This window comes from Teichococcus aestuarii (assembly GCF_042651065.1).
Lineage (GTDB): Bacteria > Pseudomonadota > Alphaproteobacteria > Acetobacterales > Acetobacteraceae > Pseudoroseomonas > Pseudoroseomonas aestuarii.
In genome coordinates, this window is the sequence record NZ_JBHSCH010000039.1 from 17089 (window position 1) to 42868 (window position 25780).

Consider the following 25780-nt stretch of genomic DNA (forward strand, 5'->3'; position numbering starts at 1 on the left):
TCCCGAGCCTCCCGCATGCCGCCGCGCACTGGCGGCACCCGATCGACCCTAAGCACGGCAGAGGCACTCCGGGCCGGGACACATCCCCTGGCGCATATCCGAGGAAACCGTCATTGGAAGCATCCAGAACTGTCGGTCAACGTCCCGAGCCTTGGTCAGGTTGTCACGGCGGCTGCCTTTCGAAGTGGCTCTGGCGCTCTTGCAAGCCGCGCTCGCGATCAGGCCAAGTGCTCTTGATGAAAGCAAGCGCTGCCCGGATCTCGGCGTCTGATAGGACACCTCGGAAGCCCGGCATGTCGCTCTCGTAGCCGCCTCCGACAACAGCCGAGATACCCTCCCGGGTGATCCGGAACAGCACCGCGTCCCCATGGTGCCAAGTGTGTCCCGAAACGTCGTGCGGCGGCGCAGGCAGTCTTCCATCGGGCCTGCGCGACCGCCAGTTCGGCTGGCCCTCGAGCTTCGTGCCGTGACATTGCGCACACTGGTCGGCGTAGACGCGGCGGCCCAGCGCGACCTGCACTGGATCGCCCGGATTGATCGTGTCTGGCGCCAAGCCGGACCGGCTATGCCACGCGAACCAGACAGCACCGCCTGCCGCAGAGAAAAGTGCAATGATGGTGGCGAGCACCAGTCTTCGCTGCGCCCACACGCCCTCGCGTTGCCCCATCACCGCTTTCTCTCCTTCGGTCGGCTCAGTGATGGCGCCGCGCCCAACATCGAGGGCGGGGCGGCGGAGGCAGGCGCCGCTCGTATCCTGGGCGATTTCTGAGGCGCCCCGGTCTTGGCGGCCGCGGCCCTCGGGAGGGGCCACCCCTTCACCGCGCCGTAGATCGCCGGGATCACGAGCAGCGTCAGAACGGTCGAGGAGACCATGCCGCCCACCATCGGGGCGGCGATGCGCTGCATGAGTTCTGAGCCCGTGCCGGTGCTCCAGAGGATAGGCAGCAACCCCGCCATGATGGCGGTCACTGTCATCATCTTGGGCCGCACCCGCTCGACCGCGCCTTCCATGATGGCGTGGTGCAGATCCTCCCGCGTCAGCGGCCGTCTTTCGACGTCGCATCGCTCCCGAACCTCGGCGAGGGCGTGGTCCAGGTAGATCAGCATGATGACGCCGGTCTCGGCCGCCACCCCGGCGAGCGCGATGAACCCGACCGCGACGGCGACGCTCATGTTGAAGCCCATCAGGAACATGAGCCAGACGCCCCCGACGAGCGCGAAGGGCACCGAGAGCATGACGATGAGCGTCTCGGTGAGGCGCCCGAAGTTCAGGTAGAGCAGCACGAAGATGATGAGCAGCGTGACCGGCACGACAATGGCCAGTTTCGCCTTGGCGCGCTGCATGTACTCGAACTGGCCGCTCCACTCGACGTGGTATCCCGGCGGCATCCGGACCCGCTCGGCCACGGCACGCTGCGCGTCGGCCACGTAGCCGCCGATGTCGCGGCCGTGCATGTCAACATAGACGTAGTTCAGCAGTTGGGCGTTCTCGGTCCGGATGGTCGGCGGACCGCGCCGTAGCTGGACGGTCGCCAACTGCCCCAGGGGGATGGCGGCGCCCTGCGTGTTCTGCACGAGGACCTGTGCCACGATTCCTTGAGGGTCGCTGCGGAGACCGCGCGGATACCGGACGTTGACCGTGTAACGTGCGCGGCCCTCCACGGTGGTGGTGACCGGCTCGCCTCCAAGGGCGGTCGCTATGGTTTCCTGGAGGTCACCGACCATCAGGCCCTGGCGCGCCAGGGCCGCCCGGTCGGGTTCGATCTCCAGGTAGTATCCGCCCTCGACCCGCTCGGCGAAGGCGCTGGTCGTCCCGGGCACCGTTCGGACGGCGGCCTCCACCTCGCGGGACAGCCGGTCGATGCCCGCCAGGTCCGGCCCGTAGACCTTGACGCCCACCGGGGTGCGGATGCCGGTCGAGAGCATGTCGGTGCGGGCCTTAATGGGCATGGTCCAGGCGTTGCTGACCCCGGGCATCCGGAGCGCCGCGTCCATCTCAGCAATCAGGGAATCCACGGTGACGCCAGGTCGCCACTCGCTCTCCGGCTTGAGGTTGATGATGGTCTCGAACATCTCGGTCGGTGCCGGATCCGTCGCGGTCGCCGCGCGGCCCGCCTTGCCGTAGACGCTCGCCACTTCAGGAAAGCTCCGGATGACCTGGTTCTGCGTCTGCAGGAGCTCGGCCGCCTTGGTGACGGACAGCCCGGGCAGGCTGACCGGCATGTACATCAGCGTCCCCTCGTTCAGGGTCGGCATGAACTCGCTGCCGAGGCGCGCCAGGGGCCAAGCGGTCGCGCCGATTGCGATGATCGCGACCAGGATCGTCAGCGTCTTGGCCCGGAGGACGCCTGCGATGAGGGGGCGGTAGAGCCAGATGAGCAGCCGGTTCACCGGGTTGCGGCGCTCCGGCATGATGCGGCCGCGGACGAACAGCACCATCAGCACCGGCACCAGGGTCACCGACAGCAGCGCGCCCGCCGCCATGGCGAAGGTCTTGGTGAAGGCGAGCGGCCTGAACATCCGTCCCTCCTGATCCTCCAGCGTGAAGACCGGCAGAAAGGAAACGGTGATGACGGCCAGGCTGAAGAACAGCGCGGGGCCGACCTCGACCGCGGCCTCCGTCAGCACCTGGACGCGAGACGCCCCCGGTTCCGCCTGCTCAAGGCGCTTGTGCGCGTTCTCGATCATCACGATGGCCGCGTCGACCATGGCGCCGAGCGCGATGGCGATGCCGCCGAGCGACATGATGTTCGAGCTCAGTCCGAGCAGGTGCAGCAGCGTCATGGCGATGAGCACGCCGACCGGCAGCATCAGGATGGCCACGAGCGCGCTGCGGACATGCAGAAGGAAAACCACGCAGACCACCGCGACGATGAGGCTCTCCTCCAAGAGCGTGTGCTTCAGGGTCTCGATGGCCCGTTCGATCAGCGCGGAGCGGTCGTAGACGGAGGAGACGGTCACCCCCTCAGGCAGGCTGCCCGCGATCTCGGCGATTCGGCGCTTGACGCTGTCGATGACGGAGAGCGCGTTCTGCCCCTCGCGCTGGAGCACAACGCCGCTGACCACCTCGCCCTCGCCGTTCAGCTCGGTGATGCCGCGGCGCTCCTCGGGGCCGAGCTCCACCCGGGCGACGTCGCGGAGCAGGACGGGGACCCCGTTCTGCATGGCGAGGACGATCTGCTCGATGTCGGGGATGCCCCGCAGGTAGCCGCGTCCGCGGACCAGGTACTCCGTCTCGGACATCTCGACCGAACGGCCGCCGACGTCACGGTTGCTGGCGCGGATGGCCTCGGTGACCCGCGAGAGCGGGATGCGGTACGCCTGCAGGCGCTGGGGGTCGACGACCACCTGGTACTGCTGGACGAAGCCGCCGACGCTGGCCACCTCGGCCACGCCGTCGGCCCGGGCGAGCTGATAGCGAAGGAACCAGTCCTGGATGGACCGCAGCTCGGCCAAGGTGCGCTGCGCCCCCGTGACAACATACTGGTAGACCCAGCCCACGCCGGTGGCGTCTGGTCCCAGGGACGGCGTCACGCCTTCCGGGAGGCGCCGTGCAGCTTGGCTGAGGTACTCGAGCACCCGGCTGCGGGCCCAGTAGAGGTCGGTGCCGTCCTCGAAAACCACGTAGACGAAGGACGAGCCGAAAAAGGAGAAGCCGCGGACCGCCTTCGACCGCGGGACGGTCAGGAGCGCCGTGGTCAAAGGATAGGTGACCTGGTCCTCGACCACCTGCGGCGCCTGGCCTGGGTAATCGGTATAGACGATGACCTGGACATCGGAGAGGTCCGGGACGGCGTCCAGCGGCGTGTTGCGCACCGCCCAGACGCCCGCGCCGACCAGGAACAGCGTGGCGAGCAGTACCAGGAAGGGGCTGGCCACCGACCAGCGGATGACGCGGGCGATCATCGCGGCGCCTCCTGACCGGAAGCGGGCGGGGCCGCGAAGGTCTGCAGCGCGGCCCTGAGATTGCTCTCGGCGTCGATCAGGAAGTTGGCGCCGACGACCACGCGCTCGCCCGCCCGGATGCCCTGGCGGATTTCCACCAGGCCGTTGGCCCGGCGGCCGGTCGACACGGTGCGGGGCTCATAGCGGCCGGGCTCGCGCTCCACGAGGACGGCCTGCCGCGTACCGCTGTCGAGCACGGCGGAATCGGGGACAGCCACGACGGGGGCGGATCCCAAAGGCGCCGCGATCTCGACGGTCGCGTACATGTCCGGCTTGAGCAGCTGGCCCGGGTTGGGGATCTCCACGCGCACCTTGGCCGTGCGCGTCGTCGCGTTCACCGTCGGGTAGACGAAGGTGACCTTCCCGGCGAAGCGCCGGTCTGAATATCCAGTCAGGCTGATGCTGGCTTCCTGCCCGGGGCCGACGAGCCCCAGATCCTGCTCGAACACGTCGGCCAGGAGCCACACGGTGGAAAGGTCGGCGATGCGGTAGAGCATCTCCCCGGGTGCAAAGCGCATGCCCTGGAGAGCAGCCTTTTCGAGAATCACGCCGTCCATCGGCGAGGCCAGTGTCAACACGCGGCTGACCGTGCCGGTGCGCTGCAGACGTGCGACCTCGTCCGGCGGCAGGTCGAAGTTGCGAAGGCGCGCCAGGGCAGCCGCGGCGACGCCCGCGTCCAACCGGCGGGCCACGACGTACTCCTGCTCGGCGAGTGCCAGATCGGGGCTGTAGAACTCGAAGAGGGATTGTCCCCGCCGCACCGGCTGCCCCGTCTCGTTCACGAGGAGCTTCTGGATCCAGCCCTCGAAGCGGGGAGCCACGACGGCAAGGCGCCGCTCGTCCACGGCGACCGTGCCAACCGCCCGGATGGAGCGGGTCATGGAGCGCTCGGCAGCCGTCTCCGTGCGGACGCCAAGCATCTGCACCCGTTCCGGGCTGACGGTGACGGTGCCCGCGGGCTGGTTGGCCTCGTCCTCGTAGACGGGGATGTAGTCCATCCCCATCGAGTCCTTCTTGGGCACCGGTGAGGTGTCGGGCAGGCCCATCGGGTTCCGGTAGTAGAGGATGCGCCCACGGCCCCCGGCCGACGAGGGTGCGGGCGCCGGAGCGGGACCGGGGGCACTGGCGTCCTCGTAGACGGGGACGAAGTCGCGCCCGTCGGCGCTTTTCCTTGGGGCGGCGGAGTACTCGGGCCTGCCGGACGGGGCCTGGTAGTAGAGCGGCGGCCGCGCCGGTGACGCCGCGGACGCCGCCGATGGCGTGGGTGTTTGGTCGCCTTCCTCGTAGACCGGCACGTAGTCGCGGCCCTGTGCATCCTTCTTTGGTGTCGGTGAGAAATCGGTGCCGGAGGGAGCCTGGTAATAGAGGGGTTGCCGCGCGGCGGGCGGCGGCTGCGCCACTGCGGCGCCAGTGACCAGTCCGCGGGGCTGGCCTCCGGCGAGCCAGAGAACGCCCAGAGCGGCGGCTGTCGCGAGCGCGGCTGAGGCTAGGAGGATGCGGCGCGCGCTCACAGGTCACCTCCGACAAGGCGCTCGATGGCCGCCATTTGGCGCTGCCCGTCGAACTCGGCGGACAGGAGTTGCAGGCGGTATCCGATGAGGTCGTGCTGCGCCCGCAGCACCGTCGCCAAGTCGACCCTGCCAAGACCGTATCCGGCAGTCCCGGCGCGCACGAGCGCCTCGGCCTGGGGCACGAGCTGGCGCCGGATCAGGTCCATGGTCCGGCGGCTTCCTTCGGCTCCGGCTACGGCGTCGGCCAGGTCGCCGCGGATCTGCTGCTCGCGGGCCTCCAACCGCGCGCGGGCGGCACTTGCCTGGGCTCCGGCCTCCCGCGCCTGGGCGTCGCGCAGCCCCCATTGGAGAGGCACCTTCATCCCGATCCATGCCTGGTAGCCGGTCGGCCCATAGCTCCCCCGGTCAATGGCAGCGGCGCCCACGGTGACGTCCGGATACCAGTTCCGCTCGGTCAGGGCCCGGTTGGTCTCGGCCGCGCTGATGGCGGCTGCGTCCGCGGCCAGGGTGGGGCTGGCGGCACGCGCGCGCTCCAGCAAGCGCGTGACGTCCAGCGCGCGGGCATCGGGGAGCGGCCGCAGCCGCTCAGGCGCGGCGAGCGTCGCATCTGCCGGGCGATTCAGAAGCGCGTTCAGCTGGCCCCGCGCGCTCCTAAGCGATGCCTCGAGGCGCAGGATCTCGGCCGCCACAAGTGTAGCCTCGATTTCAGCCCTGAAGACCTCCTGCTGCTCCCCGCGGCCCAGGGCATAGCGCTCCCGCGCGGCCTCCGCGACACCATGGATTGCCCGATGCTGGTCCGACGCCCGTCGGACGGCTTGATGGGACGTGTAGTAGCGGGCGAAGGCGACTTTCACCTTCTCGACCAGCTCAGCGTCGGCCGCCTGGACCTGGGCGGTCATCTGGTCGACCTCGGCCCGGGCAACCTGGCGGCGCAGATCGCGCCTGCCCCAGAGCGGGATCTCCTGCTCGAAGCTGTAGATCATCATGTTCTCACGAGGTCCCGAACTCCGGGGCATCTCGTCCGACATGACCCGGACGGTCGGATCGGGGAACGACCCGGCAATGTCCACGCGCGCCCGGGCGGCGGCGGTGTCGAGGGCACGCGCCGCAAGCTCGGGGCTGAGCTGGCGCGCGGCGCCGAGCACGCTCTCCAGGGTGGCCCCGGGGAGTGCTCCCCCCGGGGTCCGCTGCGCCGTCCTGGTCTGCGCCTGGCCGGACCCGGCCAGGAGCGCGAGTGTCAGGCCACCGGCAAGGGCCACGCCGGGCCATCGCCAGGTGCGGAGCGGGGGCGCGGAGGCCCCCCATGGCTGGCGCGGCATCTCATCGAGCCGCGTTGAAGGTGACCGTGGCGCGCACCGTCTCGGGTTCGCCCTGGACCTTGGCGGCCAGCGTCAGCGCCCAGCCCCCGGCCATGCCGGTGTCCACTTGGAATCGATAGGTGCCCGGCTGCTGGCCCGCCTGCGGCGCGACGTTGCCCGCCATGGTCGGCATGCCCGCAGGCGCCATGTCGGCCCGGGTCTGGAAGATGACCGCGTCCGGCACCGGCCTGCCGTCCGAGGTCCGCACGAGGCGGAGGGTCACGTCCGTCTTGCCGGGCCCTGCGGGGCGAGCCTCGGCCAGTTCGAAGCGGTAGTCGCTGGCAGCAGCGAGGGCACCGTGGCCCAGAGGGGAGGTCGCGACGACGGTGACGGCGCCGAGCACGCCAGCGCGCAGGAGCTTAGAAAGCATGATGGTGTCCTATCCGTGGGCCACCCAAGCGTTCGCAATGAGTGGCTGATGTCGTCTGAATGCCCGCCCGCTCCCGGTCGGCAGCGACGCCCCGAACCAGTTGGAGGCGGACGCACTGGGACCATCGGAGAACGGCGGATGAAACGGCGTCGGCCCAATGGGCGCGTACCGCTCAGCTCAGACGAAGTGGATGGGAGGTTCTACGGAGGGCTCGGGCGAGATGCCGCCGGTGGGGCCTATCGCTGACCAGTAGGTGACCGGGTTCCATTCCAGACGCCCGGCAACGCGTATGGAAAGAGCAGGAAGCGCAACCGTGAAGATGCAGCCGATGTCAGTCATGCAACCGGGCATCTGGTCCTTGCAGGGCGGTACGGAAGTGTCGTGGCATGGCATCGATGCACTGTCCTCGCTCCCCTGGTCGGCCATCATGGTCATGTCTAGCGAGGCCGCATTCGTGGGCAGCGGCAGGTTCTGCACCAGGCCCGCACCGACAAAGGCGCAGATCGTGATGGCAATGATGACGAGCCTGAGCAGGCAGCGAGACATCCCATTATCATAGCGGCGAACGGAGGTGAGTTGAAGAAGGTTTGCGGTCGGCCTCGCAGGCCAGCCGCCACACCTTATCAACCTGGGCCACAAAGTGTCTGGGGAGTGCGGCTGCTGGGCGAAGGCAATGCGGTACTGGGGCATGTGCGTTACCGACCAGACGCCCCTTCGAAGTCGCTGGCTGGACCTTGCACCAATTGAAGGAAGACGTCCTCCAGGTCCGGCTGCTTGGTGGTCACGCTGGCTATGCGCAGCCCTGCGGCGCGAATGGCGTCGAGCATCTCGTCAACATTGCCGCTCGCCTGCGCGAACCGGAACACCAGCCGCTGTGGAGCCGCCAGGATGGGGTTGAAGGGAAGAAGGTTGTCTGGGATGGCGCCGAGGGGCGCAGAGACATTGACCACAAGTTCCTGGTCCTCCACGCGCCGGAAGAGGGCGTCCGTGGTGTCATGCGCGACGATCTGGCCGTCAGCCAGGACAGCGATCTGGTCGCAAAGAGCCTCTGCCTCCTGGAGGTAGTGGGTCGTGAGCAGGACGGTGGTGCCGCGTTGGTTGAGCAGGCGGACGTAGTCCCAAAGCTGCTGGCGCAAGGCGACGTCGACGCCTGCGGTGGGCTCGTCCAGAACGAGGACGGGCGGGCTGTGGACCAGTGCCTTGCCCACCATCAGCCGCCGCCGCATGCCTCCGGATAGACTGCGAGCAGGTGCCGTGGCCTTGTCCGCCAGCCCCAAGACCTCGAGGAGCTCGTCCGTCCGTCGGGCGGCCTTGGGAATCCCGAACAGCCCTGCCTGGAGTTCCAGCGCGGCGCGGGCCGGGAAGTAGGGATCCAGGGTGAGTTCCTGGGGGACGACACCGATCGCAGCCCTTGCCGCCCGGGGCGCCTTGTCGATGTCGATGCCCCAGACGCGCGCTGTCCCGCCCGATTTCCGCACCAGTCCGGCCAGGATGTTGATGAGGGTCGACTTCCCTGCGCCGTTTGGCCCGAGCAGGCCGAAGATGCTGCCCCGTGGGATGGTCAGGTTCACCCCCTTGAGGGCGTGCTTGGCTGCCCGTCCGCCCGTACCCGGATAGACCTTCTCGAGGCCTTCCACCGCGATGGCCGCTGCGGGCTGGTCACGGTCGGTCATCGCGGAACTCGTTCTCGATGTCGGCCGGGTCACTGGCGCAGCCGCCAGCCCGACGCGAGCAGCCGGTGGCAGAGGACGCCGAGCAGGGCGTTGGCGACGAGCACCACGAGGATTCCAGCGAGCGGTGATGCTTCTGAGTGGCCGGTGATGCCGTGCCGGAAGCCATCGACGATGTAGAAGACGGGATCGGCGTAGGCGATGGAGCGGAATGGCTCAGACAGACTGCTGACCGCATAGAAGGTGCCGGACAGCAGCGTCAGCGGCGCGATGATGAAGTTCGTGACGGCAGCCTGGTGGTCCATCTTCTGGGCCCATAGGCCACCCAAGACGCCCAACAGTGCGAACAGGAGGGAGCCGCCGACGGCATAGAACAGGCAGAGGGCGAGGTTCGCGAGCGGCAGCGGCACGAAGAGCGCGGCGGCCAGGGCAGTCAGCGCGCCCACCAGGATGCCTCGTGTGACGCCCCCGAGTGCCATGCCAGTCAGGAACTCCCCCGGCCCGAGCGGCGCCAGCAGGAGGTCGACGATGTTTCCCTGGACCTTGGCGACAAGGAGAGACGACGAGGTGTTGGCATACGCGTTCTGCAACATCGCCATCATGACGAGACCCGGAGTGACGAAGACCAAGTAGGGCACGCCGCCCGGCGCCGGTGCATGGCGGCCGAGCGCGACGCCGAAGACCGCCAGGAAGAGCAGCGTGCTCACGACCGGGCCGCCCACGGTCTGGGCTGCGACAGCAAGGAATCTCTGCACCTCGCGCCGGTAGAGGGTGGTCACCCCTATCCAGTTCACCCCTTCGCCAAGCCGTGTAGCCGACAAACTGCTCTCCATCACTGCGTCTGACCTAGCAGCCTGCATCCTACTTCCGTGGGAAGGTCAAGGCGCATGCCGGGCGTCGGCGCGCTGCCGCCGGAGCGCGTACGGCACGAGCGCCAGCACCATCAGGATGCTCAGCACCGCTACCCCGCAAAGGACGGCCAGCGTCACCTGAGTGCCGAAGCTGTCCAGCAGCCATGCGCCAAGGAAAGGCGATGCAGCCTGCGCGATGAGGGTCGGCATCGCGATGCGGCCCATCAGCACGGCGTAGCCCTCCTTGCCGAACAGGGCCAAGGGCACCGTCCCGCGGGCAATGGAGCGGATGCCGCTGCCCATGCCGTACATGACGATGCCCGCCGCCACGACGCCCGGCGCGCCCACCAGCATGCCGAGTCCGACGGCCACCAGCACGGCAGACGCGAGCAGGCTCCAGATCGGGTGAGCCTTCTTGCCGAAGAGCATCTCCAGCACGCGGGCGCCGACCTGAGCGGGCCCAATCAGCGTGCCCAGGGCGACGGCGGCGGCCAGGGCCAACCCTTGCGACTGGAGCAGCGTCAGCAGGTGAACTGAGAGCACGGTCATGATGACGGCCGCCAGAGTGAAGCCCACCGCCAGCACGATGAAGGCGTAGCGTTGGTTCGCCTGCACGTGCCCGGTTGCCGCAGCAGCCTTGGGCGCCGGAGGGGGCTTGGCGGCTTCACGCGGCACCCCGAACAGGTAGAGCGGCAGCACCACCGCGAGGTGGATGGCGGCGTAGGTCAGGCAGGCGCCGCGCCAGCCCAGGTGATCCACCAGCAAGGCGCTGAGCGGCCAGCAGACCGTGCTGGCGAAGCCGCCGAACAGGGTGACGTGGGTGATGGCCGAGCGAGCCTGCTCGCCATAGAGCCGCCCCAGCGTCGAGAAGGCCGGGTCGTAGAGCCCGGCGCCCATGTCTAACCCGAGGACGACCCAGGCCGGCACGAAGACCGGCAGGCTTGGTGCCAACCCGAGCAGCAGCAGGCCAGCGGAGAGCAGGACGGCGCTAGCGGCCAGCACGGGTCGGCCACCGCGCCGGTCAATCAGGTGACCGATACGTGGCGAGGCCAAGCCGGTAGCAGCGAGGCACTGCCTCCGAGATATGGACCGTTTTGTGCAGGAGGACCGCGAGGAGGTCAGTGATGTCCAGATGCCCATGGCCGATCGTGGGATTAGGTGAATCCTCAGCACGCAACCAAACCGTCGCGCGTTTAACCCAACTGAACGGCAGCGGCTTGTGCTGCTCCTCATGGCGCACCGCGACAAGGTTGCTAAAGAATCCTGACAGCGATTCCAGGAAGGTTGCGGTCCCGCGGGCGCTATATTTCAGCCGCCATCAGGGGGACGCCGCGGCTTCGGCCGAAGTGAACGGGAATCATCATAGCTCAGGTGGCCGCGGTCGAGCTGCGCCACCTTCGGCCGGGATTACGGCGAAAGCTGGCAGGCCCTGCGGAAGGTGCGGCTCGTCAGATCGATTGACCTGGGCATGCCATCTCCAAGGGACAGGCTGTTGGAAACGTCTCCCCACGCTGCGGCGCCGCCTCACCTGCCGTTCTTCCTCCCCGGACCTGATGGGGCGGACCCGGTGCTGATCGGCACGGGCATCTTCCTGGCCATCGCGATGCTGGCCTTCGGCCTGCTCTTCCTGCGGCTGCATACTCTGCCGGAGCGCATGGCCCACCGCGGGCACAAGCTGCAGTTCGAGATCGTGGCCGTGTTGGGCCTGCTCGCGCTGTTCACGCAGATGCACATCTTCTGGGTGGTGGGCCTGCTCCTCGCCCTGATTGACCTGCCCGACTTCACCGGGCCGCTGCGCCGCATCGCCGGTTCGGCGGAAATGGTGGCCGGCCTGAAGCCGGGCGGGGGCGACACCATCGGCGAGGAGGACGCCGCCGCCGGCCAACCGTTAGGACACGACGCGGTGAAGGAGCAGGCGGAACGCCATGCCACGGACATCGCACCGCCACAGCGCGCAGCCGAGATTGCGCGCGCGCGTCATGAGGCCTGAGCCATGCTGGAACTGCTCGTGTGCTCGCTGCTGACGATCTTCCCGGACTATCTCTATCGCCCCTATGCTCAGGGAAAGGTGAGCGTCGCGCCAGCAGCACATTGCGGCGTTGGATAGCCTTGTGATGCAAACGCGGTATGGGCAAGACGCTGCCACTGCAGATGATCGATGCTGAGGACGCTCCTACGATTAATCGTAGGAGTGTGCGCGAGACGCCGATCGAGGTGATCATCCGCGGTGAGCGGCGGCGGATTTGGACGCCTGAGCAGAAACGTGGCGTAGTTGTGGAGAGCCTGGAGCCGGGCGTCTTCCCGATCGCGGTTGCCCGGCGGCATGGAATCGGCGGCGGCGGCCTGCTCTGCACCTGGCGTCGGCAGATGGCTTGGTCAGGGTCAGGGTCGGGCGCGATGCCGGGGCGCTGCGAACCGCAGATGCGGTCGAGTTCCTGCACTTCGCAAGCATCCTAGACCAGATGTCCGTCTGAGGCGGGGTGGCCCGCCTCAGACGGACATCTGGTCTAGGCGGGTAGGATGGCGCCCGTGCTCCATTGTTGCCGCGGCGACTTCGCCAGGTTTCGGAGGGAAGGGACTTCGGTGTTGCGTTCGGGTACCCGGCAGCCTCTGGTCGATAACTGCGTGTCCGCTCCTGCGGCGCCAGTGAGCGGAAGCGGACATTGGGAGGGCGCTGTAGGTTCGAAAGCTGCATGTCGGTTCCCGGACGGCGGGCCGGAAGTAAGCACGGGCCGGAAGTAAGCAGCGGAGCCATCGATGTTGCATTAGCGACAGGCACTGCAACACCCGACGCATGCAGCCACGCTTGCGCCCGGCGCTCGGGAGCGCCGGGGTATCGGCGAACTCACCTCGCTGCCAGTGCGCTGGATGGCAACGGAACCCACACGATCTTGGTGTTCTCCCCCTGCTGTTCGATTACTGGAGTCATGCCCGCTGGCGGCATCTGCGCCTTGGAGCGGTCGAAGTGCGTGATGGTGAGGGTCTCGCCCGCCCCGCCCGAAAGCGCGACGGCACCGCCGCCGACGATGTTGTTCCTCGGACCCGGCCCGTAGTCGATCGTCGTGTTCTCGCCGTTCGCGACAACGTGGGGGTACGAGGGCGACCCATCCAGGCCCGCGCAGCCCGCCATGAGAAAGGGAAGGGTCACCGCCAACATCAGTCGAGACTTCGGCATCATCGGTTCCTGCGTAAACAGCGCCTGTTGCGCTGGAGCTGGCGATGTACGGGTCCAATCGTGCGGCAGCCTGACCGAATTGCATCGATTTCTTACGAGGCACGCGACCGGGTTCAGACGGCCACCGGCGGCGCAGGCTGATCCGACAGCATGCGCTCCCGCCGTCCGTGGCGCCTCGAGGCGGCAGGAACAGTAGGCGGGGGATGCGGACCGCCGTCAGGCCGCCCGGGCGCTCGGCAGGGTGAGTTTCACGACAGTGCCGATGCCCTGGATGCTCTGCATCTCAAGGCGCCCCCCATGGGCCTCCGCGATGGCTTTGGCGGTTGGCAGGCCCAGGCCACTCCCTTCGCCCGCCGCCCGCGCCTCGTCCCCCCGGAAGAACGGCTCGAAGACCCGCTCCAGATCGCCCGGCGCCACGCCCGGGCCGCTATCCCCGACGGCCACAATGGCCTCATTGCCGCGCCGGAGCACCTCCACCCAAGGGGAGCGCCCGTACTTGACGGCATTGCCGAGCACGTTGCGGATTGCTCGTTTCAGGGCCGTCGGCTGCGCGAGGACAGTGGAGTCCTCATAGGCGCGTTCCTCGAGGAGGGCGCCCTCCTCGGCGCATTCGTCGACCACCACCTGGACCAGCGAGACCAGCGAGATCCTGGTGGCGGCTTCCCCGCCGCCGTCCCCGCCACGCAGGTAGGCCAGGACGTCCGTCACCATCTCGGCCATCTCGCGGACGTCCTGGAGCATTCGGCCCCTGGCGTGGTCGTCGACGATGTCCTCCGCCCGGAGGCGCATGCGGGCGAGCGGGGACAGCAGGTCGTGCGAGAGGGCTCCGAGGGCGAGCGACCTCTGCTGCAGCAACTCCCTGGTGCGGGACGTCGCGGCCTCCAACGCTTCGGCGACGTCCCGGACCTCGGTGGGTGAGGCCAAGCCGTCGAGTTTGAGGACGCCGTTGGCGGGCAGGTTCCGCGCCCGCGTGGCCAGGAGGGCCAGGGGCTTCGCGATCAGGCGCGAGGCGAAGGCCGCGAGCGCCAGGAGCGTCCCCGCCGTCAGCATGATGGCGATGCGGAAGGCCACGTCGTCGGCGCTGAGCAGCGAGACGGCTCGGAGCTTGGCGTTCACCCATGTACTGTCCGGCAGCTGGACGCTGATCGCGACATCCTGGACATTGCCGGAGGTGCCGGACGCATCCAGCCTAACCCGGACGGCCAGCCACTCGGGCGGGCCGGACACGATGGCCCTGAGATCGTCGTCAAGGTCGCTCCCATCGGGTACGGCCGTGCGTGCGGACCATTCCACTTCCATGTCCGGAGTGGAATTGCGCCTGGCGGCGCCTGTCCGCTCGTCGGGAGGCAGGGAGGCGATCTGCCGGACGGTCGAGTAGATGCGGGAGACCGCCACTTCCGCCGCCCCGCGCTCCGCGGCGTCGCGCAGGATGTAGCTGTGGAGGGCGAGGCTGACGCCGAGCAGCACGATCAGGGCCAGGGCCCCGGGAGCGAGGATCTGCAGGGCGAAGGAGTTCAGCCACCTGGAGCGCCTCGGCGCCGTCACCGCCAGGCCACCGGCGCCGCGAGCATGTACCCGGCCCCCCGGAGCGTCTTGATGACCTCCTCGCCTCGCGGGCCGCGGCCGCCCAGCTTGGAGCGGAGCCTGCTGATCTGGGCGTCGACCGACCGTTCGAGCCCGCCCAGCGCCCTTCCGCGCGCGATGTCCAGGAGCTGCTCGCGCGAGAGTATGCGCTGGGGGCGCTCCACGAAGGCCAGGAGCAGGTCGTACTCGCCGCTGGTGAGCTCGATCCTGCTCTGGTCCGGGGCGGTCAGCTCGCGCTGCCGGGTGTCCAGCAGCCATCCGCGAAACTCCGCCCGGTCCCGCCTCGTCTCCTGCTCCTCCGGGGTCATCCGCTGGCGCCTGCGCAGGACGGCACGGATCCTCGCCACCAGCTCGCGGGAGTCCGGCGGCTTCACGATGTAGTCGTCCGCGCCCAGCTCCAGCCCGATGACCCGGTCATGTGCCTCGCCGAGAGCGGTCAGCAGGATGATGGGGATGGAACTCCTCGCCCTGATCTCGCGGCAGATCTCGAAGCCGGAGATGCCGGGAAGCATCACGTCCAGCAGGAGGAGGTCGACCTGGCTGCCGCCCATGATCTCCCGCATCTCGACCGCATTCCTCGCCCTGTTTGCGCGGAACCCGCTCCGCCGCAGCATCTGGAGCAGCAGCGCCCTGAGGTCGCCATTGTCCTCGACAAGAAGGATGCTGAAGCCTTCGCCGGAGAGTACAGGCGGATCCTCAGTGCTCGTTATGATATAACCGGCTTCCTGGCTCTTCATTCTTCTGGCGCTTGATTCGGAATTACTTATGGATGGTTCCGGGAGCCATCACCTGCGCTGCCGCCGGAAGCAAGTTACTGTCTGTTGCCGTGGATCACAAAGAAGGAGCTGCCCGTATGCCGATGGCACACAGGCAGCTCCCACAAAGGTCTCGGAGTGTGATCAGGAACCCAACGAACGGGTGATCACCTCGGTGGCCTGCCAGCTGGTCACGTCGGGACTCATGGTGGCGTTCAAGTGGTTCACGACGGACTTGACAGGCGTTCCGCTGGCCCGGTCGATCCAGAGGGTTTCCGTAAAGGTGTAGCTTGTCCCCACGACGGAGTAGACCCGGCGCACCTTGATGGCGTCGAAGGACCCGGCGTGCACGTCGGCGTGCTCCTGGCCCAGGATCTGCCACTTCTCATTGACGGTGGTGCTGTTGCCGTAGCGGTCGCTGCCGAAGTAGCCGATGTTCACCACACGGCTTGGGCCACCATCCTTCCAGTCCGCGAAGGTCGAGAGGAGTTGCTTGCCCCCGGCGTTGAAGAAGGCCGACTGCGTGCTCCAGTAGCCCAGGAAGCGCGGCTGGCGCGCTTGGTCGAGGCAGATAAGGGGAGAGGCAGGGTCGGCGCCCCGATAAGCAATCGTCGGTAGGTTGGTCCGTTCGACCTTGCTGCCCGCCGCCGGGCAGCGGAGGCTGGCTTCCTGGGCCGACAGGCCGGTGGAGGCCACCATCAACGCCCCTGCCACGAATGCAAACTTCAGCATAATCGGGTCCTTTCCATGTGGCGGGCAGGATGGATGCCCTTGCCCCGGTGGAAGGCTATCGGCGGATTTTCATCCTCCCTTGATGGTGCCGCATCGTTTTGTGACGGCGCCAGATGGCGGATAGCTCGGGCGGCGGCGCGTGATAGATGGCGCATCTCCCGAGGAGGAGATTCCGGCCCGAATGCTTCCATATCGCCGCCCCCCACCAAGGGCTCGTGCCCCAACGGCGCCCGCTTGGCATTTGCGGGCCTGGGCTCCTGGGCATTGGGCGGGTGGGGCATGCCCGTTTGCGTGACAGGCCGGATGATATCGACTAATTCGGCTCCTGGCATGTGGACCCAGAGCACTTCGTCAGTCGTGTCGGTGCTACGCGCGGGGATCATCGCGATCTTCTGCGCGCTGGCGATCCTGCTCGTCGTCATCCCCGCCCACGCGGCGGGCGACAGGGCAGCCGGACCAGTGGCTGCCAGCGAAGCCGTGTTTTCAGATGCCGTGGACGACGAGCCCGCGGCGCGGCCGGACACGATGCCGGGCCATGGCAGGGGCCAGTTTTGCGGCCATCTCGCGCTGCTCCGCCTGTTCACAATCCCTGTCTGCCCTTCGTCGGACGAGACCTCCTCCAGGCCTTGTCTCGCCCCTACACATGCATGGGCACCTGGGCCTTCGGAGCTCCTGACTAAACCGCCCCGCGTCTGAAGCCCGCCTGTCCCTGTCGGCCATGCCTGGCCTCCTAACGGAGTGCCTGGGTGGACTGCTTACGGCTCGCTTTTCAGGTGCTTCAATGACAATCAAGGTCTTCTGCTTGGCGGCGGTCCTCGCCGTCGTCCCGGCTATCGCCCGCGCGCAGGATGCGCGCACGGCCGCCGTCCCGCTCATCATCACTTCACCCCAGCAGGCGGTTGAAGCCGCGCTCACTGTGTCCCCGGCCCTGAGGGGTGCCGGGGCCGCCCGGCTGGCGGTCCAGGCGGATGCCCTGCAGGCGCGGCTGCGCCCGAACCCGGAGCTGAACAGCTCCTTTGAGAACTTCGGCGGCTTTGGCGGCCGCAACGAGACCAGGGGCTTCACCAGCCTGGAGACTACGGTCGGCCTGTCGCAGCGCATAGAATTGGGCGGCAAGCGCGGCGCTCGGATGGACTACGCGGCTCGGAACACGGCCGTGGCCGAGCTCGACTTCAATGGGGTGCGGCTGGAGATTGCACGCGAGGTCGTCACCGCCCTGGCGGCAGCGGAGGCCGCGAACCGGCTGGCCGAGGTCGAGCGGGGGCGTGCACGCCTTGCTGCCGAGACGCTCCGGGCCTCCCGCGGCCGGGTCGAAGCGGGACGCGATCCGCTCCTGCAGGCCGAGCGGGCCGAGGTGGTGCGGGCCACTGCCGACATCGCCGCCGAGCGAGCGCAGCGCGAGGTTGAGATCGCCCTAGCCGACTTGGCCGTCCTGATCGGCGTGCCGCGGGTCGAGCTGGCGCCGCGCCAGCCGTGGTTCGAGGACATCGGGCCCGCGCCGGTCCGTTCCGCTCCGGCCGATCCCCTAGCCCGCTTGGCGGCCAATCCGGAGCTGGCCCGCTTGGAGGCCACCATTGCCCAGCAGCGTTCCAACCTGAACCTCCAGCGCTCCAACGCGGTGCCCGACGTTACCGTGAATGCCGACGTGCGCCGGTTCGGTGACACGGGAGAGACCGCCTTCGTCGCGGGCGCCTCCATCCCGCTACCATTCTTCGACCGGAACCAGGGCGGCATCGCCCGGGCCCACGCCGAGCTAGCCCGTGCGGAGGCCGAGGCTGAGCGGGGCCGTAGCGCCCTCGTCGCCCAGTTGGTCGGAGCAGAGGAGCGCCTAGCGCTCGCCTGGCGCACCGTGCAGAGCCTCCGCCGCACCGCCTTGCCATCCGCCGAGCAAGCCGCCCGCTTCGCGTCGGCCGGGTTCGGCGAAGGCCGGTTCGGCTTCCTGGATGTCCTGGACGCGCAGCGGTCGCTCTCCGACACCCGCGCCCAGCTGGTCGAGGCCTACCGGGACTTCCACACGATCCGTGCGGCTGTGCAGCGCTTGCGAGGCGAAACGCCCGCCGTGCCCCAGCCTGTAAATATCCAGACCAGGAGTGCTCGTTGATGCTCCGCATGACCCTGATGGCCGGGGCCGCCCTTGGTGGGCTCGCGGTCGCCACCGTCTTCCCGTCCATTCCCGAAGCCACCCGCAACCTTGTCGGCCTGCCCGTGCCGCCCGCCGTCGGCGCTTCACCGGCGCCCTCCGAAGCCGCGAAGGGCGACGGCCACGGCCACGCCGAGGGCGGCGATCACGCCGCGGGCGAAGAAGGCCACATCGAGATGACCGCCGAGCAGGTCGAGGCAGCCGGGATCCGCGTCGCCGCGGTTCAACCCGGCGTGCTGGTGAGCCGGGCGGCCGTACCCGGCGTCCTGTCCGCCAGCCAGGACCGGCAGGCCAGGGTCACAGCCCGCCTGGGCGGGATCGTGTCCGAGGTGCGCAGGACGCTGGGCGAGGAGGTCGCCAAGGGTGACGTGCTGGCGGTGCTGGAAAGCCGTGAGGTCGCCGACGCCAAGGGCGAGTACTTGGCGGCCACCCGAGTGGCGGCGCTGGCCGAGACAACCCTGGCGCGCGAGGCCCGCCTCTGGCGGCAGCGCATCTCGGCGGAGCAGGAGTTCCTCCAGGCCCGCACCGCGGCCGAGGACGCGCGCATCAAGGTCGACCTCGGCCGCGCCCGGCTCGCGGCCTTCGGCCTTTCGGAGGCCGAGGTCACGGCACTGGCACGCCAGCCCGCGACCACCTTGCGGCGCCTGGAACTCCGCGCGCCCATCGCGGGCCGGGTGACGGCCCGCAACGCCGTCCTCGGCGCCGCCGTCGCCGCCGACGCTGAGGTCTTCTCGGTCGCCGACCTGTCCACCCTCTGGGTCGAGATGACCATCCCGCCGCGGGATGTCCCGATGGTCCGACAGGGCCAGAGCGTGCTCATCACCGGCGAGGGGGACATGCACGCCGAAGGAAAAATCATCTTCCTCAGTCCGGTCCTGGATCCCGAAACGCGCTCGGCGCGGGCGGTGGCCGAGATCCCCAACGCCGGCGGCGCCTGGCGGGCCGGTGGGTTTGTCACAGCGCACCTCTCGACGGCCGAGCAGCCGGTGGACGTGCTCGTGCCCCGGGACGCGGTGCAGGAGGTCGAGGGCAACAAGGTCGTCTTCGTGCGGAACGAGGAGGGCTTCGAGCTGCGCGAGGTGGCACTCGGGCGCGAGGACGCGAACGGCTACGAGGTCGTCTTCGGACTGGACGCCGGGACGGAGATCGCGGTGGGCAACGCCTTCTCGCTCCGGGCCGAACTCAGCAAGTCCGAAGCCGGTCATGCGCACTGAGAAGCATTACCTGACATGATCGGACCCATCCTCGACTTCTCCGTCCGCAACCGGTGGACGGTGGTGCTGCTGGCCGTCATCGCAGCCTCTATCGGCGCGTGGTCCCTCGCGCGCCTGCCCATCGACGCCACGCCAGACATCACCAACAACCAGGCGCAGATCAACACCGTCGCGCCCTCGCTCTCGCCCTACGAGATCGAGAAGCAGGTCACCTTCCCGATCGAGACCGCGCTGGCGGGCATCCCGGGGTTGGAGAGCACGCGCTCGATCTCCCGCAACGGCTTCAGCCAGGTCACGGCGGTGTTCGCCGAGAGCACCGACATCTACTTCGCCCGCCAGCAGGTGCTGGAGCGCCTGATCGAGGCGGGAGAGGCCATGCCTGAGGGCGTGGAACCCCGCCTCGGGCCGGTCTCCACCGGCCTCGGCGAGGTGACGATGTGGACGGTGCGCTTCGCTGATCGCACGCCGGGCGACGTCAAGCCGAACGGCACGCCAGGCTGGCAGGCGGACGGCAGCTATCTGACACCGGAGCGCGAGCGCCTGGCCACCGAGGCGGACCGGGCGACCTACCTGCGGACCGTGCAGGACTGGATCATCCGGCCCCAGATCCGCAACGTGCCCGGCATCGCGGGCGTGGACGCTATCGGCGGCTACACCAAGCAGTACGTGGTCCAGCCCGACCCCGGCCGCCTCATCGCCCTCGGCCTGAGCTTCAGCGACCTCGCGACCGCGATCGAGCGCAACAACGTCTCGACGGGCGCAGGCTACGTGGAGCGCGGTGGCGAGGGCCTGGTGGTCCGCTCTGGCGGGCGTGTCACCACCGTGTCGGAACTCGAGCAGGTGGTCGTCACTACCCGCGAGGGCACCCCGATCCTCCTGCGGGACGTCGCGCGGGTCACCATCGGCCAAGCCCCGCGGACGGGCAGCGCCAGCGGCAACGGCCAGGAGATGGTGGTCGGCACCGCCCTCATGCTCATCGGCGAGAACAGTCGCACGGTGGCCGCCGCCGTCCACGCCAAGGTCGACGAGCTAAAGCGGACCCTGCCGATCGGCATCGAAGCCACCGTCGTGCTGGACCGCGGCATCCTAGTGGACGCCACGATCAAGACCGTCGCCAAGAACCTCAGCGAGGGCGCGCTCCTCGTCGTCGTCATCCTGTTCCTGATGCTGGGGAACATCCGGGCGGCCATCATCACGGCGATGGTCATCCCCATCACCATGCTACTGACCTCCTTCGGCATGGTGCGGGGCGGCATCTCGGCCAACCTGATGTCCCTCGGTGCCTTGGATTTCGGCCTGATCGTCGATGGCGCCGTCATCATCACCGAGAACAGCCTGCGCCACCTCTCCGAGCGCCAGCACGAGAAGGGGCGCCTGCTCACCCTGAGTGAGCGCCTGGCGACGGTCGCGGACAGCGCCAAGGAGATGATCCGGCCGTCGCTCTACGGCCAGGGCATCATCATCCTCGTCTATGCCCCGCTGCTCACCTTCACGGGTGTCGAGGGCAAGATGTTCATCCCGATGGCGCTGACCGTCATCATCGCCCTGGCCTTCGCCTTCGTCCTCTCCCTGACCCTGGTCCCAGCGCTCATCGCCATCGCCATCACCGGACGGGTGCAGGAGAAGGACGTCTGGATCGTGCGGGGCCTCAAGCGCCTCTACGCGCCCGTGCTCGGGCGCGCGCTGCGGGCGCCGCTGCCGGTGATCGCCGTGGGCGCGCTGCTGTTCGTGGGGTCCCTCGGCCTGTTCTCGCGGCTGGGGCAGGAGTTCATCCCGCAGCTGGACGAGGGCAACCTCGCCATGCAGGCGCTGCGCATCCCGAGCACCTCGCTGCAGCAGTCCCAGGCCATGCAGTCCGTGCTGGAGCGCCGCATCTCGCGCGTGCCCGAGGTGCAGATCATCTACTCCAAGACCGGCACCGCCGAGGTGGCGTCCGACCCGATGCCGCCCAACGCGTCGGACACCTTCATTATCCTCAAGCCTCGTGAGCAGTGGCCCGACCCGTCGCTGCCCAAGGCGGAGCTGGTCCGCCGCATCGAGCAGTCGGTCGCGGGCATCCCGGGCAACGCGCTCGAGTTCACCCAGCCCATCCAGATGCGCTTCAACGAGCTGCTGGCGGGCGTGCGCGGCGACCTCGCCGTGAAGGTCTTCGGCGACGAGTACGGCCCCATGCTGCAGGTGGCCGGGCAGATCTCGCAGATCCTCAACGGCACCAAGGGCGCCGCCGACGTGAAGGTGGAACAGGCGACTGGCCTGCCCTTCCTGGAGGTCACGGTGAACCGCGCGGAGGTCGCCCGCAGGGGCCTGAGCGTCGCCGACGTCCAAGCCGTGCTGGCGGCGGCGGTCGGCGGCCGGGAGTCGGGCATGGTCTACGAGGGCGACCGGCGCTTCGCCATCGTCGTCCGCCTGCAGGAAAGCCTGCGCAACAACCTCGAGGCGCTGCGGAACCTACCGGTGCCGCTGCCGCCGGTGGCGGGCAGGCCCGCCGCCTCGGTGCCGCTGCAGCAGCTGGCGAGCCTCAACGTGGTCGAGGGGCCGAACCAGATCAGCCGCGAGCAGGGGCGGCGGCGCGTCGTCATCCAGGCCAACGCCCGCGGGCGCGACATCGGCTCCATCGTGGCCGAGGCGCAGGCGAAGGTGGCCGAGCAGGTCCAGCTGCCGCCCGGCTACACCATCACCTGGGGCGGCCAGTTCGAGAACCTCGCCAAGGCCCGCGACCGGTTGAGCGTGGTGGTGCCCGCCTGCTTCCTGCTCATCATCGTCCTGCTCTTCGCGGCGCTGGGCTCGGTCCGGGACGCCCTGCTGGTCTTCAGCGGGGTGCCCCTGGCACTGTCGGGCGGCCTGCTCGCGCTCTGGCTGCGGGACATGCCGTTCTCCGTCCCGGCGGCTGTGGGCTTCATCGCCCTTTCCGGCGTGGCGGTGCTGAACGGCCTGGTCATGGCGACCTCCATCAAGGGCCTCATGCAGCAGGGGCACCTGTCGCTGCGGGACGCGGTGTACCAGGGCGCCATGACGCGCCTGCGGCCCGTGGCCATGACGGCGCTGGTAGCCTCTCTCGGCTTTGTCCCCATGGCTCTGGCCACCGGGGCGGGCGCCGAGGTCCAGAAGCCGCTGGCCACCGTGGTCATCGGCGGCCTGATCAGCGCGACCCTGCTGACCCTGCTGGTGCTGCCCGCCCTCTACGTGCGCTTCGGCCGTGTCCAGAAGCCTGTGGCGGAGGACGCCGTCCCCGCCGGGGCGCGGCACGCCGCGGCCGAGTGAATCCGGCGGGAAGGGCGTCCGGCTCCTCCCGACGACAACAGTCCACCGACCAAAAGGAACCGAAACATGCGCACCATCCTTCTCGCGGCCCTGGCGGCTGTCTCGATCTCGACTGGCGCGCTGGCGCAGTCCCATGGCCACAGTGACCAAGGCGCCCACGGCGGCCGTATGCAGGACGTCGTCGGCGTGCATGCCGAATTGCTGGTCTCGGACCGGACGCTGACGGTCCACCTCTACGACGAGGCCGGGAAGCCGGTGCCGTCGGCTGGCTACACGGTGTCTGCGCTCGTCGGCTCCGGCCAGGCTCGCCAAGTCGTCCAGCTGGCGCCGGGCACCGACAACACCCTGGCCGGAACGGCCCCGACCGCTCCGGCACGCGGCGCCTCCGTGACCCTGCAGGTCAAGAACCCGGCCGGGCGCAGCGGCCAGGCGCGTTACTGAGCGTCGGGTGCCGCCCCGCCCGCCCGGCGGGGCGGCGGCTGCCCGCCTTCACGGGCACGTGCCCAGGCCGAAGAGGACCGGGGAACTTTAAGACTTGAACCTCCAGTAGGTGGAGGTGCGAACAACCGGCGGGACGGACCCGCGACGGGTCCTTGCGGGAGGCTTGCATGGGACAGGGTCATGACCACGGCGTGGGCAACGCCAGCTCGGCCGCCTTGGCCAAGGCTTTGGGGCTGACGGCTGCCTTCCTCCTCGCCGAGGTCGCGGGCGCCTACGTCTTCAACAGCCTCGCCCTCCTTTCCGACGCGGCGCACATGCTGACCGACGCGCTAGCCCTCGCGGTGGCCCTTGTCGCGATCCGGGTCGGCCGCCGCCCGGCGGACCGGCGGCGCACCTGGGGCTACCACCGCTTCGAGATCCTGGCGGCCGCTTTCAACGCCTCCCTGCTTTTCCTTGTCGCTCTGTACATCCTCTACGAGGCGTACCAGCGTTTCCGCGAGCCCGCGGAGGTCGGCAGCCTCGGCATGCTCGCGGTCGCCGCCTTCGGGCTGCTGGTGAACTGGATCGCCATGCGCCTGCTGGCCGGGGGCAGCGAGATCAGCCTCAACGTCAAGGGCGCCTACCTGGAGGTCTGGAGCGACTTCCTCGGCTCCGTCGCGGTCATCGTCGGCGCTCTGGTCATCTGGGCCACCGGCTGGACCTGGGTGGACCCGGTGCTCGGCGTCGGCATCGCCTTCTGGGTTCTGCCGCGCACCTGGACCCTGCTGTCGGAGGCCGTCGACGTCCTGCTCGAGAGCGTGCCGCGCGGCATCGACATCGATGCGGTCGAGGAGGCCATGCGGGCCACGGCAGGCGTCCGCGACATCCATGACCTCCATATCTGGGCGCTGACCAGCGGTAAGGTGGCGCTGTCGACGCACGTCGTGGTCGAGGCCGCGCTGTCGCGGGAGGACCGGCTGGAAGACGTGCTCGGCGCCATGCTGACGGAGAAGTTCGGCATCACGCACGTGACCGTCCAGGCCGAACTGGCGGGCGCCCATGGCGGGGTGACGGAGGACAGGTGGGGAGAACCGGAGGGCGGGCACGCCCGGGGGTAAGCCGTGGACAGGGAGGAGCCTAGGCGGCCCCTCCCGCGCTGACCTGAAGACGGTCAGTCGACCTGCTCGACCAACCTCCGGGAAAACGAGTAGGTGATGACGGAACTCGGCGGCGTCTCGAGCCAGGCAGGCTCCCTGTGCGAGATCTCGACGATGGTGTTTGCGTCGGTCCTCTCGAAGTGGCGCCGAACACTGTCGAGCACCGCCAACTCACTGCTGGAGAGATGGGCGTCGAGGTCCACGTCAGTGCGCTTGATCACCTCCGCGATGTACGAGCCCCGCATCTCCTCGAACGAGGAAACAACCCCGGCGTCCTCGACCGCCGAGAAGATCCGCGCGAAGCCGTCCGGCACCGGGCCGTACGGGAGCCGCACGTACCGCAGCCCAGAGATACTTGCGCCGAACTCGGCGCAATGGCGGAAGTCGGCGTAGAACAGCAGCTTGTTGAGTTTGGTCTTGACCGTACCGCGACCCGCCAGGCGGGCGACGCACGCGGCAGCCTTCCACAGTTCCGCCGGACGGCCCATTTCCCGGTCCAGCAGATGCCCGATCCGGGACATCAGTGCGCGGCTGACGGCCTCCGTTTGCTGTCTTGCCGTGCGGGACGCCCGGAGCTCCTGGTGGCGCCTGTTCTCGGCGAAGGTGGCCTCGGCGACTTCCGCGAGCAACGGATCCATCGGTCGGAGGGATGTGTTCCGCTCAAGCCAGGGCAGCACCTCCACGAGGTGCCACAAGGCCGGGTCGCCCGAGTTGACAGGCGCTGGGAACACCTCGCCCGCCTGGGCCTCACCCGCAGGGTAGCGCCGCATGTTCTGGCGGGAGCACCCCATCAACTCCGCCAACTCGGTGAGGTTCACGAGGTCTGGCCCGACGGTGACAACGTCCGCCCCCGGCACCGCCGCGAGAGCGTCGGCCGTCGCCGAAGAGATCGCCTCGAGCGCAGACGACGCTTCCCGGCCGAAATCAAGATGAAGGTAACCTCTGCGGCCGAGCGAGACCGTCGCATCGTCGCACCCGCCGGACGCCAGGCTTTCCAGGTGCCGTTCGCCATCTTCATCCGGTGAGGAGAGCCGGAGCAGAACCGTGAAATTGTACTCGTTCATCGTCATTCCGCTTCCTCAGAAGAGGTTTCCGCCACTTCGGATGGGTGGCAGCAGCCTTCCACCAGCCGGAGGACCTTCCGGGCGTGGCTTCCCGCATTCTGCGGCGTGCAAAAGATGGATATTTGGCAGAACGTACCGTTTCTGCAGGACGCGTCGTTGCGAGGGCAACGCAAGATACCGAAGATCGGGTTGCCTCGATGGACCAGGCTCCACCCCCGTGCCTCCGCAGCACTGATGCAATCTTCGACCTCGGGCTTCGAATGCCGAGGACGTCGCGCTTCACCTGACATCAGTTACGCTTCCACTCCCTATTTGTCAAGTGACAAGTGGCCGCGCATCCGGCCAGGATCCTGCGGTGCCATGGCCCCGTGACCACGTCCGCAACGGTCAAGCACGCGGCACAGCGCCCCCGCAAGAGCCGGAATCCGTTGGACCACGTAGGCTAGAATGACCCTTGAACCTCCAGTGGCTGGAGGTTGTTGATTGCCACTGAGACCTGACCCGGTTTGGGGTAAAGTTGCCACTGAGAGTTGACCCATGTTCGGACGCTAGCCTCGGCCTTTTGGGCGGGGG

Annotated in this window: 21 protein-coding genes; 7 read left to right on the forward strand and 14 right to left on the reverse strand. The window is 68.6% G+C overall.

Annotated features, from left to right (window positions below):
* Positions 1-163: 163 nt before the first annotated feature.
* The 9 genes from ACFOY6_RS14945 to ACFOY6_RS14985 form a co-directional block, all read right to left on the reverse strand.
* On the reverse strand, positions 164-667 hold the full coding sequence (locus ACFOY6_RS14945) for a c-type cytochrome (protein ID WP_379640175.1): 504 nt from the start codon (positions 665-667) through the stop codon (positions 164-166).
* On the reverse strand, positions 667-3906 hold the full coding sequence (locus tag ACFOY6_RS14950; protein WP_379651562.1) for an efflux RND transporter permease subunit: 3240 nt from the start codon (positions 3904-3906) through the stop codon (positions 667-669). Before ACFOY6_RS14950 ends, ACFOY6_RS14945 begins: the two co-directional genes overlap by 1 nt.
* On the reverse strand, positions 3903-5456 hold the full coding sequence (locus ACFOY6_RS14955; RefSeq protein ID WP_379639813.1) for an efflux RND transporter periplasmic adaptor subunit: 1554 nt from the start codon (positions 5454-5456) through the stop codon (positions 3903-3905). Before ACFOY6_RS14955 ends, ACFOY6_RS14950 begins: the two co-directional genes overlap by 4 nt.
* Positions 5453-6601, reverse strand: a complete 1149-nt coding sequence (locus ACFOY6_RS14960; RefSeq protein ID WP_379651563.1) for a TolC family protein — start codon at positions 6599-6601, stop codon at positions 5453-5455. Before ACFOY6_RS14960 ends, ACFOY6_RS14955 begins: the two co-directional genes overlap by 4 nt.
* 175 nt (positions 6602-6776) lie before the next feature.
* On the reverse strand, positions 6777-7184 hold the full coding sequence (locus ACFOY6_RS14965) for a FixH family protein (RefSeq protein ID WP_379639795.1): 408 nt from the start codon (positions 7182-7184) through the stop codon (positions 6777-6779).
* 177 nt (positions 7185-7361) lie between these two features.
* Entirely contained in the window at positions 7362-7730 is a 369-nt protein-coding gene (locus ACFOY6_RS14970; RefSeq protein ID WP_379639791.1) for a hypothetical protein, read from the reverse strand.
* A gap of 149 nt (positions 7731-7879) precedes the next feature.
* The gene (locus ACFOY6_RS14975; RefSeq protein ID WP_379639787.1) at positions 7880-8857 is read right to left on the reverse strand and encodes an ABC transporter ATP-binding protein; all 978 of its coding nucleotides are present in this window, start codon (positions 8855-8857) and stop codon (positions 7880-7882) included.
* A gap of 29 nt (positions 8858-8886) precedes the next feature.
* A complete protein-coding gene (locus tag ACFOY6_RS14980; protein ID WP_379639781.1) occupies positions 8887-9633 on the reverse strand; it encodes an ABC transporter permease in 747 nt (248 codons plus the stop codon).
* A 99-nt stretch (positions 9634-9732) separates the two neighbouring features.
* On the reverse strand, positions 9733-10938 hold the full coding sequence (locus tag ACFOY6_RS14985) for an MFS transporter (RefSeq protein WP_379651564.1): 1206 nt from the start codon (positions 10936-10938) through the stop codon (positions 9733-9735).
* Positions 10939-11272: 334 nt separating this feature from the next.
* Between ACFOY6_RS14985 and ACFOY6_RS14990 the strand changes: the two genes are divergently transcribed.
* Positions 11273-11695 carry a hypothetical protein gene (locus ACFOY6_RS14990; RefSeq protein WP_379639772.1) on the forward strand — a complete coding sequence of 141 codons (423 nt, stop codon included), beginning with the start codon at positions 11273-11275 and terminating at the stop codon, positions 11693-11695.
* A 161-nt stretch (positions 11696-11856) separates the two neighbouring features.
* Positions 11857-12162 (forward strand): transposase, encoded by a 306-nt coding sequence (locus ACFOY6_RS14995; protein WP_379651573.1) that lies wholly within the window; start codon positions 11857-11859, stop codon positions 12160-12162.
* A 388-nt stretch (positions 12163-12550) separates the two neighbouring features.
* Here ACFOY6_RS14995 and ACFOY6_RS15000 read toward each other — a convergent pair whose 3' ends face one another.
* The 4 genes from ACFOY6_RS15000 to ACFOY6_RS15015 all read right to left on the reverse strand — a co-directional run bounded on the left by ACFOY6_RS15000 (position 12551) and on the right by ACFOY6_RS15015 (position 15951).
* Entirely contained in the window at positions 12551-12880 is a 330-nt protein-coding gene (locus ACFOY6_RS15000; protein WP_379651565.1) for a hypothetical protein, read from the reverse strand.
* Between the two features lie 216 nt (positions 12881-13096).
* A complete protein-coding gene (locus ACFOY6_RS15005) occupies positions 13097-14425 on the reverse strand; it encodes a sensor histidine kinase (RefSeq protein WP_379651566.1) in 1329 nt (442 codons plus the stop codon).
* A complete protein-coding gene (locus tag ACFOY6_RS15010; protein ID WP_379651567.1) occupies positions 14422-15201 on the reverse strand; it encodes a response regulator transcription factor in 780 nt (259 codons plus the stop codon). Before ACFOY6_RS15010 ends, ACFOY6_RS15005 begins: the two co-directional genes overlap by 4 nt.
* A gap of 162 nt (positions 15202-15363) precedes the next feature.
* Positions 15364-15951, reverse strand: coding sequence for a hypothetical protein (locus ACFOY6_RS15015; RefSeq protein WP_379639754.1), 588 nt, complete (start codon positions 15949-15951; stop codon positions 15364-15366).
* A gap of 781 nt (positions 15952-16732) precedes the next feature.
* Here ACFOY6_RS15015 and ACFOY6_RS15020 point away from each other — a divergent pair.
* The 5 genes from ACFOY6_RS15020 to ACFOY6_RS15040 all read left to right on the forward strand — a co-directional run bounded on the left by ACFOY6_RS15020 (position 16733) and on the right by ACFOY6_RS15040 (position 24104).
* Positions 16733-18052 (forward strand): TolC family protein, encoded by a 1320-nt coding sequence (locus ACFOY6_RS15020; protein WP_379651568.1) that lies wholly within the window; start codon positions 16733-16735, stop codon positions 18050-18052.
* Positions 18052-19305, forward strand: coding sequence for an efflux RND transporter periplasmic adaptor subunit (locus ACFOY6_RS15025; RefSeq protein WP_379651569.1), 1254 nt, complete (start codon positions 18052-18054; stop codon positions 19303-19305). The genes ACFOY6_RS15020 and ACFOY6_RS15025 overlap by 1 nt, the downstream gene beginning before the upstream one ends.
* Positions 19306-19320: 15 nt before the next feature.
* Complete coding sequence (locus tag ACFOY6_RS15030) at positions 19321-22566, forward strand: efflux RND transporter permease subunit (RefSeq protein WP_379651570.1); 3246 nt, start codon at positions 19321-19323, stop codon at positions 22564-22566.
* 66 nt (positions 22567-22632) lie between these two features.
* Positions 22633-23007 (forward strand): hypothetical protein, encoded by a 375-nt coding sequence (locus ACFOY6_RS15035; protein ID WP_379651571.1) that lies wholly within the window; start codon positions 22633-22635, stop codon positions 23005-23007.
* A gap of 191 nt (positions 23008-23198) precedes the next feature.
* Positions 23199-24104: a cation diffusion facilitator family transporter gene (locus ACFOY6_RS15040; protein ID WP_379639733.1), complete on the forward strand. Its 906-nt coding sequence runs from the start codon at positions 23199-23201 to the stop codon at positions 24102-24104.
* A 53-nt stretch (positions 24105-24157) separates the two neighbouring features.
* Here ACFOY6_RS15040 and ACFOY6_RS15045 read toward each other — a convergent pair whose 3' ends face one another.
* Positions 24158-25213, reverse strand: a complete 1056-nt coding sequence (locus ACFOY6_RS15045) for a type II toxin-antitoxin system antitoxin SocA domain-containing protein (RefSeq protein ID WP_379651572.1) — start codon at positions 25211-25213, stop codon at positions 24158-24160.
* Positions 25214-25780: the final 567 nt, after the last annotated feature.